General features: G+C 59.7%; 8 protein-coding genes. 4 read left to right on the top strand and 4 right to left on the bottom strand.

Features of this window, described 5'->3' with window-relative positions; translation table 11 throughout:
* The first annotated feature begins 18 nt into the window (after positions 1 to 18).
* Positions 19 to 1,464, top strand: coding sequence for an MFS transporter (locus A3M3_RS25835; RefSeq protein WP_051423372.1), 1,446 nt, complete (start codon positions 19 to 21; stop codon positions 1,462 to 1,464).
* Here A3M3_RS25835 and A3M3_RS29600 read toward each other — a convergent pair.
* Positions 1,461 to 2,027, bottom strand: coding sequence for a DUF5134 domain-containing protein (locus A3M3_RS29600; protein WP_442853127.1), 567 nt, complete (start codon positions 2,025 to 2,027; stop codon positions 1,461 to 1,463). The two genes, A3M3_RS25835 and A3M3_RS29600, sit on opposite strands and share 4 nt — an antisense overlap.
* A 306-nt stretch (positions 2,028 to 2,333) precedes the next feature.
* Positions 2,334 to 4,274 carry a primary-amine oxidase gene (locus A3M3_RS25825; protein ID WP_035743334.1) on the bottom strand — a complete coding sequence of 647 codons (1,941 nt, stop codon included), beginning with the start codon at positions 4,272 to 4,274 and terminating at the stop codon, positions 2,334 to 2,336.
* Between the two features lie 793 nt (positions 4,275 to 5,067).
* Here A3M3_RS25825 and A3M3_RS0118210 point away from each other — a divergent pair.
* The 3 genes from A3M3_RS0118210 to A3M3_RS0118200 all read left to right on the top strand — a co-directional run bounded on the left by A3M3_RS0118210 (position 5,068) and on the right by A3M3_RS0118200 (position 9,496).
* Entirely contained in the window at positions 5,068 to 6,234 is a 1,167-nt protein-coding gene (locus tag A3M3_RS0118210; protein ID WP_081736933.1) for a HoxN/HupN/NixA family nickel/cobalt transporter, read from the top strand.
* A 117-nt stretch (positions 6,235 to 6,351) separates the two neighbouring features.
* Entirely contained in the window at positions 6,352 to 7,587 is a 1,236-nt protein-coding gene (locus tag A3M3_RS25820; protein ID WP_081736932.1) for an agmatinase family protein, read from the top strand.
* 445 nt (positions 7,588 to 8,032) lie between these two features.
* The gene (locus A3M3_RS0118200) at positions 8,033 to 9,496 is read left to right on the top strand and encodes a purine-cytosine permease family protein (RefSeq protein ID WP_051423370.1); all 1,464 of its coding nucleotides are present in this window, start codon (positions 8,033 to 8,035) and stop codon (positions 9,494 to 9,496) included.
* A 75-nt stretch (positions 9,497 to 9,571) separates the two neighbouring features.
* Here the strand turns inward: A3M3_RS0118200 and A3M3_RS0118195 are convergent, their stop codons facing one another.
* Both A3M3_RS0118195 and A3M3_RS0118185 read right to left on the bottom strand, forming a co-directional pair.
* The gene (locus tag A3M3_RS0118195) at positions 9,572 to 10,279 is read right to left on the bottom strand and encodes a cache domain-containing protein (RefSeq protein WP_028267538.1); all 708 of its coding nucleotides are present in this window, start codon (positions 10,277 to 10,279) and stop codon (positions 9,572 to 9,574) included.
* 184 nt (positions 10,280 to 10,463) lie between these two features.
* Positions 10,464 to 11,225, bottom strand: coding sequence for a FadR/GntR family transcriptional regulator (locus tag A3M3_RS0118185; protein WP_028267536.1), 762 nt, complete (start codon positions 11,223 to 11,225; stop codon positions 10,464 to 10,466).
* Positions 11,226 to 11,444 lie beyond the last annotated feature (219 nt).

The raw sequence follows: 11,444 nt of genomic DNA, 5'->3' as shown, positions 1-11,444 counted from the left end.
GGCTTCTAGGCTGGAGGGATGAGCGACGACGCAACAGCCGGCATACTACAACGCCCCTACCTTCTAGCGACGGCGGGTGCGTGCGCGTTGGTCTTCCTGGCAGCTTTTGAATCGATGGCCGTCACCACCATCATGCCGCTGGTGAGTCGCGAGCTGGATGGTGCCGGGCTCTATGCACTGGCCTTCGCCGGGCCTCTCGCCACGGGCGTTATCGGGATGGTCGTCGCGGGGAACTGGGCGGACCGGCGCGGTCCGGCCGCCCCGTTGTACGCGTCCGTGGCCTTGTTCGCGGCAGGGTTGTTGATCGCCGGTATCGCGGTTTCCATGCCGATGCTCGTGGCGGGACGGCTCGTCCAGGGCCTTGGCGGCGGCGCGATGACGGTGGCGCTCTACGTGGTGATCGCCCGGGTCTACCCTGCAAGGCTCCACGCCCAGGTCTTCGCCGCGTTCTCGGCTGCCTGGGTCATTCCATCGATGATCGGTCCTTTCGCCGCGGGTGTCGTTGCCCAATTGAGCAGCTGGCACTGGGTATTCCTGGGCGTGGTCGGCCTCGTGGTCCCGGCGTTGGCGATGATCCTCCCCGCCATGCGGGGCATGCGCCCGGCGCCAGGCCCACGGGAGGCGTCTGAAGCCGCCATTGCGCCTTGGGCGATCGGCCGCATGGGATGGGCCGCGCTCGCAGCCCTCGCCGTCCTCGGCCTGAACCTGTCCGGCCAGGTGCCCGGCGTCGCTTGGGTGATAGCCGCCGTCGCGCTCGCCGTTGCCATGCTGGCCGTGCGGCCGTTGGTTCCCCGCGGCACGCTCCGCGCGCACCGTGGATTGCCGAGCGTCATCCTGATGCGCGGATTCGCCTCCGCAGCCTTTTTCGGTGCTGAGGTGTACGTGCCGTACCTCCTCACGGATCGATACTCCTTCACGCCAGCGTTCGCCGGACTCGCTTTGACGGGATCGGCGCTCGCCTGGGCCGGTGCCTCCGCCGTCCAAGGACGGCTGGGATCCAGGCTCGGCAGCGCCCTGGCGGTCCGGATCGGTTCCGCGTTGGTGCTCGGTGCCATCGCCGTCCTCCTCGTGACTACAGTGTCCGGGTGGCCGGCAGGGGTGGCGATTGCGGGCTGGCTGTTCGCGGGCGCCGGCATGGGCTTGATGTACCCGAGGCTTAGCGTCATGACCTTGGCTCTCTCCACGCCCGAGGACCAAGGCTTCAACAGTTCGGCGATGTCCATCGCCGATTCCCTCGGGGGTGCCCTCTCGCTCGCCGTGACGGGACTCGTCTTCAGTGCCATGACGACGGCGGCGGCCTCCTTCCCCGCGTCCTTCTCTGGCGTGTTCGCACTGACTGCGGGAATCGCGGTCATCGGACTTCTCATTGCGCCGCGGATTGCAGGGCGGCCGTCCTCGGGTGCTGAAAGCGTGCGGGGCGCCGAGGCGCGCCGAGCCAGCGAGGCGGACGACGTACGGGCCTAGGCCTTTCGGGTGGCCTGTGGCCTTGGCGGCCTTTGGTGACAGTTGTTTATGTCATGGTGGCGAACATGAGGGCCATGGTGGTGGCGCCGAGGGCTTCGAGTCCGTGGTTTGTGCGGGTGTGGGGTGGTGGGGTTGTTTTGGGGTGGGTGGTTTTTTGTCGTCGGGCGCGCAGTAGGAGGATGAGGAATATTACTGCTGCGGCTGTGAAGAATGTTGCCGGGAGGATCGCTAGTGCCGGTGAGTGATCGAGTGTTGGGGTTGCCGGGCTGTGGGGCGTTGTTGTCATGGTGTGGTGGGTGGCTGGCATGGGCATGGGCATGGTCATTGTTTGTGCGGGGGTGGTTCCCTGGGCGGGGGTGGTTCCTTGGTTCATGAGGGCGAATCATGAGGGCTGCGCCGGCCATGGTGAGGGCGTGGTAGGCGCATTTGAGCCGGCCTTGGGCGGTGGTGCAGAGTGTTTTGAATTCGGGGCGGGCGACGGCTTGGATGGTGAACCAGAGGGCTGCGCCGGTGAGGACGGCGATTTGGGCCAGCAGGGTGGTGGGTGCGAGGTTCCAGAGCATGGCGGCCATCAGGATGTTCATGAGGGCGTGGAGGATGTTGTTGACCCGGTCTGTGTGGTGGCGGGTCCGTGCTGCTTGCAGGGCGTGGTAGCTTCCGCCCAGGAGCAGGGCGGCGGTGAGGGTCCAGGTAATGGCGGGGATGTTGAACACGTGGATCACGCTCTCGCTGCTGGGTTTGGGTGGGGTATGGGTTCAGTCCCCGGTGCGGGTGTGGACAGCGCCGGGGACTGAAGATCGGGGAAAGGGGTGTGGTCCCCGGTGCGGGTGTGGAGGGCGCCGGGGACCACGGTTAGTGCTTGCTTGGCTTTATTGGTCGTTTCCTGTGCTGCAGTGCCCGCCGTTGGTGCCCCGGGTTTCGGTGGGGAGGTTCAGGGTGGGGTTTTGGTTGAAGAAGCCGTGGGGTTCGAGCATGAAGCCGATGTTCTGGCGGGGCATCACGGGCCAGTCTTCGAGACGGACGACGTGGTGCATGCCGAAGGTGTACCAGACCACGAGGTCCTCATCCACGATGTTCCGGTCCTTTTCGGTCCAGATATGCAGGCCGTCATCGGCGCCGGTGGACTGGTTCGGGAACTCCCCGGCAGCGAAGCGTTCGGTCCGGTCGTACGCGGTGACCCAGAGGTTGTTCCGGGCGAACTGGGCGCGTTTGGAAACGTAGGACTCGTCCCCGGCCGCGAGCTGGATGCCATCGGTGGGGATCAACCGGTACGCGACCGGTTCATCGACGATGTTCCTGCTTTCGTGGTTGACGATCTTCCAGAACCGGTGCTTGCCCGAATCGGTCTTGCGGATCGCGGCTTTCTCGGTCTCCAGCAAACGATCCACGGCCATGAACGCGGTATGGGTCGGGTTCTCCCGGGGGATTTCCATGTCCACTTCGTAAACGGCGTTCTTCACACCATCAAGCTCGAAGTCCATCCGGACGTTGAACATGTGCTGGTGGATCGGGGCGTACAGGCCATCGTTGTTCAGGGACTGCCCGTACGGGCTCTTCTCACCAGGCTTCTGCCCGGCAGTGGAAAGAATACCGGTGGCCTTGACCAGGAACTCGATGCTCCCGTCAAGGAAAAGGTGCCAGTAGAACGCGTACTCATAGTTCGCGACCGTAGCAATGAAGGAAATCACCAGCTTCCGGCTGCGCCGGGTCTCGGTGGTGGCCTCACGGAAATCGAAGTGCTTCCACAAAATGGAATCGTCTTCCTCATGCATGCAGATCGCGTTCTCGATCGTCCACGGGTTACCCAGGCTGTCCACGCTATGACCATCGAAGTACCTGATCTCACCCAGGCAGTCACAACCCAGCGTCAGGGAGTTAGCCATGTTACCGATGTTGTACTCACCGGAATCAAACGCGTTCTTCTTCGCCTGCACCGGGGCCGTATCACCATACGGAACAACCATTTCCGACAACGAAGCCCGGTTGATCACCGGACGCTCAACACCCTGGTCCCGGAACTTGAGCTGATGCAGGACCAAACCCTCACGCGGGGTGAACCCCACCCGGAAAGACCAATCAGCCCACTGCACATGATTACCCGTCACCGTGAACGAAGCACCCTCGGGCTGGGTGATCTCAATCGGCTTCAGGTCCGTACGGGCCGGACCAACATACTTGGGCAGATAATTACCCGAAGCCTTCGGAACCGGGATCGCCTGATCATCCTCAAGCTTGACAACCTCACCGGAATTCAAATCCACGATCACAATGAAGTTCTCGATCGGGTGCGCGTACGGGCTATCGTCCGCCTCGTCCCGAACAAAAACCAGGGCACGCATCAAACGCCGCCCCTCATCATCCTCACCGAAATACCCCACGGACCACGGCTCGAAACAAACCAAGGACATATCCGTGATCCCACGCTTGGCCAAAGCAGCCTGAACCTCGGGATTCTTCCGGCAACTCTCCTCACCCTCGGCAAACTCATCCACCATGAACGGCGGCTGAACACCCACAGCAAGCTGCGCCCACTTATCAACCGTGCCCGTATCAAGACCAACAACCGCCTCGAACGCACGCCCCTGAGCCCGGTCCACCAAAACCGCGTCCGCCTCACGCGCCACCTGCACACCACCACGCAAATCCGCCTTGGACGGCTCACGCAACTCAACACTGATAAAACGGAACGACTCCCCCGCAGCCGGCCCCTCCTTCAAAATCGAAACCACACGGGAAATCTCCGCCCGCGACAACGGATCCAACGGATGCGCCGTCCCAACAACGGCTTGAGCTTCACTGCTGATAGTCATGATTATCTCCTTGATTGGTCCTGTTCAGGATGAGGATCCCCAAGGCCCGGGCGTCATCAAACACCGCCCCGCGTCATGAGCGGTGTTCGGCGGACGCTGTGGCAGACCCTCTTGTCTTTGGAACTCGTTTAAGGGACACCGAGCCCGGGCTCGCTGCAGCTGACTTGCAAGTGTCCGGTCTGCGCAAACCCGGCATCCCTTACGTCACGAAGGGCCAGCGGAGCTCTGAACTCTACTGGCGTGACGCCGGTCACGTGGTTCCCATGCAGCAAAGCTACGGCAAATAAAACATTTAGTCCAGCTTTTTTTGTGATGATTCGCAGATCAGGCGTCATCGGGAACGCATCGCATGCCACCGAGGGAGGTTCCGCGGTGCGATCTGCTCCCGACCGGAAGGTTTGATCCCACGGAGTGGGGGTTTTGGCCGAGCCCTAGGGTTATCGGAGTGCATCGGTTTCCGCGGCCGGGTAGATCAATAAAGCCTGACCTGCAAGACAAGGTGGGTGTGATGATCGCAAGTCCCATAGCTTTAGGTCTAATTGAATCGCTAAAAAAAGGGCTGGACTAAATGTTTTATTTGCCGTAGCTTTGCTGCATGAGAACCAAGTGACTCGCGTCACGTCAGCGGAGTTCAGAACTGCTATGACCCTTCGCAAGAGGGTTGCCGGGGTTGCGCAGACCGGGCGCATGAAGGTCCGCGCCCAACATCTGCCTAACCCTCTTCACGCCACGGGCACTTCAACTGCCCAGGCCTCAGGGATCCTCATCCTGAACAAAGAACCAAGGAGAAACCATGGCTCTCAACACAGAAGCCGAGACGCTGGTAGAGGTAGCGCATTCCCCGGCCCGACCTCACGCGCCGAGCTCTCCCGGGCGGTCGTCCCCACGAAAAGGATTGAAGGCGGTGCACCCGGCTCCGGAAGAAACCAAGGGGTTCCGTTTCGTCACGGTGTATCGGGATCGGGAAAAGTTATCCCTGCGGACCAGGCTGCTGTTCACGTTTAGTGCGGTCGCCGCTTTGCACGTTGCCTTCTTTGTACTGTGGTTGTCTGGTTCTGCAGGTGCCGCGCAGCCGCTGGGGCTCGGGCTGGTTGTCACCGCGTATGTCGCCGGTATCAAGCACAGTTACGACTGGGACCACCTTGCCGCGATCGACAATTCCACGCGCAAGTTCGTGGCGCAGCATAGGGACCCCGTGAGCGTGGGGTTCGCGTTCAGCCTGGGCCACAGTTCAGTGGTCACCCTGGCCGGGCTGTTGCTGGTGGCTGGAACTGCCTCGATCGGGCAGTTCATGGAGGACGGCACCATTGGGAACAAGGTGCTGGGCCTGGTCGGTAGCGGCGTCTCCGGACTCTTCCTGCTTGCGATGGGTTTGTTCAATGGCTCGGCATTCGTCCGCGCCACGCAGGTTTATCGGAATGTGCGGGCCGGGGGTGAGCTCCGCGATGAAGACCTTGAGGCTAAAGGCCTCGTTGCGCGACTTCTCGCCAAACCGCTGTCCAAGGTGGAGCGGCCACGGAACATCTATGTCATCGGATTCCTGTTCGGGCTGGGGTTCGATACGGCCACAACCATCGGACTGCTGGTCATCACGGCGACGGCGTCACTCGCCGGCGTCTCACCGCTCACCTTGATGGCCCTTCCGCTCGCGTTTACCGCTGCCATGACCCTGTGCGACTCCGTCAACGGCGTGGCGATGATGAAGATGTATAAATCTGCCATCCACAACCCGCAGCGCAAACTCGGCTTCAACGCCGTGATCACTGGCATTTCGGCTGTCTCGGCGCTGTTCATATCTGTGACCACCCTCGGTGGTTTCGTCAACGCGGCGTTCGAGCTCAAAGATCCCGTCACCACATGGTTGGGGCGAATTGACCTCGGCGATGCCGGACTCATCCTGGTGGGACTCTTTGTGCTGGTGTGGGCCGTGTCCGCGTGGCGCGGCAGACGACTCCGCTAGAAATTGCGAGCTCCAAGAGTTTCTTCCAGCAATCCCTAATATGCCGATTCTAACTAGAACTTCCTTCATCCAACCATTCTTCAAAATCGAAGATCCCACCCAAATTAAGGAAAGAAAATGAACACAACCCCCGATGAACCGTCGAAAGTTGAAGGGTTCGACCGTCGCTCCCTTCAAGGAGTAGCCAACCTTGATCTCTTGGCAGAGATTCCGACAGACGTTCATGAGAAATCCAGCGCCCGCAGCCTCAAATTAGGACTTGAAGCAGCCGATTCGATCGAAGATCGAACCATTACCACCTTTAGCAGAGGACCGCAACCAGCCTTTGCGGGTATCAAGACCTTTCTCAAAGCTCCCTATTGCGAAGACATCTCTGAGGTCGACCAGTTCGACGTGGCATTTTTGGGGATCCCCTTCGACACCGGAACGACATATCGTCCGGGAACCCGATTCGGACCCCAGTCCGTGAGGAACATTTCCGCCTTGTATGACGGATATAACCTTGACCTTGCGGTAGATCTACAACAAGAAATTAGCATGTGTGATGCTGGGGACGTTTTCGTCATTCCAGGCAACATTGAAAAGACCTTTGATCAGATCGACAAAGCGGTCTCGTACATCATGCAAAAGGGAACATTTCCGGTAATTGTCGGTGGTGACCACTCCATCGGATACCCCACTGTTAGGGGAATCGCGAAGAATTTTGACGGCAACATTGGCATCGTTCATTTTGATCGGCACATCGATATCATGGAAAAAGATATGGATGAACGCATGCACACCACGCATTATTACCATGCCACCAATATTCCGAATGTACGGCCCGAAAACTTGGTCCAGATAGGCATTGGTGGGTGGTACGGCGCACGCCACGGACTCAAAGTGGCAAGGGAACGCGACACAACGGTAATTACTATCGGTGACCTCGAGAATATGGGAATCGACAAGGCCGTTGAGGCGGCCCTGGAAATTGCTTGGAAGGGTTGCGACGCCGTCTATCTTTCTTTCGACATCGATGTCGTCGATGGCGGAATCGCTCCCGGTACAGGCTCTCCGGAACCAGGTGGCCTCATTCCCCGCGAAGCACTCAAAGCCTTGCGGCAGGTGGCCGCAGAGGGGCTTATCGGCATGGAAGTCGTCGAAATCTCGCCTCCGTACGACACCTCCGAGTCGACAGCACAACTCGGATGCAGGGCAATCCTGGACGTTCTTGGAACCATGGTAAAGACCGAGCAGATCGGCTCCCGTTCCGCTAAAGGCAAGCGACCCGGAACCCAAGGCATCCACGGCGAGCCACTCGGCGGTTGGGATCCGAAGAGCATTCTCGACCCAGAGGCCACCCGGCGCGGCTAAGGGTTAGAAACTGATGCGTGTCACGAGGGCGGGGTAGGGAGTGAGGCCTACAGAATAGGGGTGCTTACTCCCACCGCCCTCGGAGGCCGCGACTTGTCCCACGCTAGCTGCACCTGCGCGCCGGCGCGCAAGCCTTTCGAGCTGCCCGCCGTCCAGATGCCCGTGATTGAGCGCAGCAGCTCTTTCAGCGGGGTTGACGATCTGGCCGACCCTCGGGCGAAGCCCACCATTGCGCGATCGTCTGGGCCGCTGCCCAGTTGTGCGCCCACAACATCGCTGCGTTCGCGACTCCCGGCAAGAATGCTCGGGACGCCCAGCGAATTACGTCTCCAAGCACTTGGATTACTTGCTTCCCGCCAAACATTCGCACCCAACGGCGAGGACCCAACTTCCCAACACCACGCTGCCAGCATCGCCGCTGACAGCACTGCCCGAAGGATTCGGCATGACAATACACAACCGAAGCAATCCCGCTGTCCGGACCGAAGTGCCCAGGCTCGAGGATAAGACCATCCAGCCAATCCCGCTGAACGAACGCCATGGAACGGCCCGGGACCTCTTTACCATCTGGTTTGGCTCCAACATCATGATCATGACCATGGTGACCGGCGGCCTCGCCACCACCGTGTTCGGACTCGGCTTTGTGCCCGCCGTCGTCGGAATCATCCTTGGAAACGCCATCGGTGCCATCTTCATGGCCCTGCACGCGGCCCAAGGACCGCAGCTGGGTGTGGCGCAGATGATCCAGACCCGCGGCCAGTTCGGTTCCTACGGGGCGTTGCTGATCGTCGTGCTCGTGGTGGTCATGTACCTCGGGTTTTTCGCCGCGAACCTCGTCTTCGGCGGCGAAGCGCTAGCCGCAGTCAGCCCGGGCATCAGTGATGATGCGGGCATCATTGTCATTGGGGTGGTGAGTGTTGTTGCCACGATTTTCGGCTACCGAATCATCCACGCCTATGCACGCTTCTTGAGCATCGTGGCCGGGTTGGCGCTGGTCCTGGCCTTCATCTGGATCCTTTTTGTCCACGGCTTGCCAGCCACCTTCCTTAGCGAGGGCAACTTTACCTGGGCTGGCTTCATGGGCACCGTCTCCGTTGCCGCCCTCTGGCAGCTCGCGTACGCTCCCTACGTTTCGGACTACTCCCGCTACTTGCCTCAAGGCACCGGCTCGACTCCGGCTTTCTGGGCATCCTATTCCGGTTGCGTCCTGGGATCGCTCTTCCCGATGATCCTCGGCGCCTTGGTGGGAACCCTCGCGGTCACTATGGGGGTCGACGCAGCCACCGTCCAAATCCCAGGCAGCATGGGCGCCTTGCTCCAGCCATGGACCATGGTAATCATGGGCATCTTTTGCCTAGGAGTCGCAGCGCAAAATTCCATTAATCTCTACTGTGGAGTCTTGTGCAGCCTCACGATAGGTCAGACGTTCAAGCCGAGCTGGTTGCCTCGCGCCAAGACCCGAAGCGTTGCGGCAATTCTCCTCTTCACCGTCGCTCTCATGGTCTCGCTTTTCGCACGCGACAACTTCATCCTCTTTTACACGAACTTCCTTTCCTTCCTGATGTACGTGCTGGTGCCTTGGACAGCCATCAACTTGGTGGACTACTACCTTCTCCGGCACGGCGACTACAAGGTTGAAGACTTCTTCAAGCGCGACGGCGGAGTCTACAAAAGGTTCAACTGGGTTGCGATCGGTGCCTATCTGGCCGGCGCCCTCATCCAGGTTCCCTTCTCGGCAACAGCGGTCTACACCGGACCCGTCGCGGCAGCAATGGGCGGAGTGGACATCTCCTGGATCGTCGGGCTGGGCGTGGTGTCACCGCTCTACTACGTCGCGGCACGGGTGTTCCGGAAGAAGCCAGTGACATCGTCCCTCGAGGCTCTTTCACTCGAAAGCGACATGGTCTGACCCAAACTGACCTTGGCCTCCTGCCCGGATTCGCAGAGTTTCCGGGCAGGAGGTCATCCTTTTATCTGCTGAGGGCTACGTGGTGTAGAGCAGCGAGAGTCCCAAGTGGGGAACGTCCAGAGCCACTCTGTGCTGGTTTGGAGCTCCAGACTTGATCCGCTCGCCCACCAGATACTTCCCGGAGTTGCCGAGAATGACGCGGTTGCTGGCGTTGATGAGGGCGGCGTCCCGTGGGATCGCGCGCAAGTTTGGCATGATGAGGGGTTCTAAGTCCTTGATCCGAATGTCGCATCCCGCAACCCCTGTGAAGTTTCCATGGACGAAAAACGGCTCCGTGAACGAGAGGATGTATTCCTCGAAGCCGAGATAGTCCAGATACGGGCCCCAGAGAGTCTGCTCACCTGTGGAAGCTGCGGTCGAGAAGAATGGCAGCTTCTCATAGTCGTAATATCGGTCACTGCCCGGGGTCCGGTCAGCGTCCAGCCTTTCCATGCCATCGGAGTTCTTGCGGAACCACCATTCGAAGGCTCTGCCACCCTCCTCAACGGATTCCGCAGCGAAAAATGTCCCGGCGCCCACAGCAAAAGAATTCCTCGCCAAAAACTCCCTCGCGACTTCGTCGAGTCCTACCCGTGCAGCCTTATCGACTTTGGCCTTGCCGGCGAGATTCTGCTCAAGCAGCGAGGCAACGTTCCTGACGAGTTCCGTGGTCTTCGTCGAGACGCCGTTTATCCACGCACTGAGGACATTAGCAGCATGTACGACTTCATAGTCGGTGTTCATTGGCCATCCTGAATTGTTTTGGCGTAACACGAGGTGAGTTTCCTGATCAGGTGGAAGGTGTTTCGTCTGATGTTCTCAAACACGAGTTTCTGGACCATCTCGGGTTGGCCGTGATTTAACGTCCAGGCCAGTCCCAAGTGTTCAACGGTTTCCGCGTCCGGATCAAAATGCTGTGGCGAGGGGTTCATTGGCCACCCTGACTTGATGCAGCGTAACTCAGGGTGAGTTTCGTGTCGATGAGGTGGAAGATATTCCGCTTGATGTGCTCAAGTATCAGTTTCTGGGCTTTCTCGGGTTGGTCCTGGGCTATTGCCCGGACCAATTCCAAATGTTCGGCGGTTGCCAACTCCGGATCAAATGCCACAGTGAGCGGGGTCCAGAGCTGTTGAACTGTTTCTTCCTGAAGCCGGATTTCGGCATTCGCAAGCCTCGGTGATTGCGCGGCTACCGCCAACTCAATGTGGAAGCGGCTGTCAGCAGGTGCTCGCGCTTCCGGAGTCGCGGCCAGAACCAATGCTCGCGCAAGTTCCTGAAGACGATCGACGTCGTGTGCTTCCGCGCGCTCGCATGCCAGACGGACGGTCGTGGCGGAAATAGCGGAATGCTCGTCTCCAATGTCGCGTATTTCCGAAATAGACGTCGAAAGAAACCAATCCCGTATGGTGTCGGTCTGGGCTGGAGGCTGGTTCACGACGAAGGTTCCTCCACTGCGGCCTCTCCGGGTCTCGACGACACCCTGTTCCCGAAGCTCCGCCAAAGCTTCGCGAAGGGTGGCGCCGCCAACTCCGAACATGTCAGAGAGGGTCGCTTCGGGGGGCAGCCGTTCACCTACTTTGAGCAGACCGAGCCCGATCGCCTTGGAAATCCTTTCGACTATCGCGTCGGCCCTCTCGATTTCCGGCAGGGAGCGGTATATCTGCGACTGGAAAGAGGTTGGCGAGGCCAAGAGTCTGCGCTCCGAAAGTGGGCTACGGGATGTGTCAATACTAACTAACTAATAGCAAACTGCAGCGGCGTTCGCTGGTACCCAGACGACGGGTCTTAGGCTGTTCCCCTTGTCCAGTCCTTAAGGGTAGTTAGAACCGTCAGAAAATAGCGTTACCCCTGCCCGTTTGCTTCGAGATCATGGATATCAATCAGAAGGACCCATTCGGTCTTTATGGCC

Source organism: Arthrobacter sp. MA-N2, assembly GCF_000517125.1.
GTDB classification, from domain to species: domain Bacteria; phylum Actinomycetota; class Actinomycetes; order Actinomycetales; family Micrococcaceae; genus Arthrobacter; species Arthrobacter methylotrophus.
Note: the sequence above shows the minus strand (reverse complement) of the source record. Positions and strands in the feature narration are given on the sequence as shown.

Coding starts and splice junctions, on each gene's coding strand:
- A3M3_RS25820 (WP_081736932.1), top strand. CDS start 6,352: ATGAACACAACCCCCGATGAACCGTCGAAAGTTGAAGGGTTCGACCGT.
- A3M3_RS25835 (WP_051423372.1), top strand. CDS start 19: ATGAGCGACGACGCAACAGCCGGCATACTACAACGCCCCTACCTTCTA.
- A3M3_RS0118195 (WP_028267538.1), bottom strand. CDS start 10,279: ATGAACACCGACTATGAAGTCGTACATGCTGCTAATGTCCTCAGTGCG.
- A3M3_RS29600 (WP_442853127.1), bottom strand. CDS start 2,027: ATGCTCTGGAACCTCGCACCCACCACCCTGCTGGCCCAAATCGCCGTC.
- A3M3_RS0118210 (WP_081736933.1), top strand. CDS start 5,068: ATGGCTCTCAACACAGAAGCCGAGACGCTGGTAGAGGTAGCGCATTCC.
- A3M3_RS0118200 (WP_051423370.1), top strand. CDS start 8,033: ATGACAATACACAACCGAAGCAATCCCGCTGTCCGGACCGAAGTGCCC.
- A3M3_RS25825 (WP_035743334.1), bottom strand. CDS start 4,274: ATGACTATCAGCAGTGAAGCTCAAGCCGTTGTTGGGACGGCGCATCCG.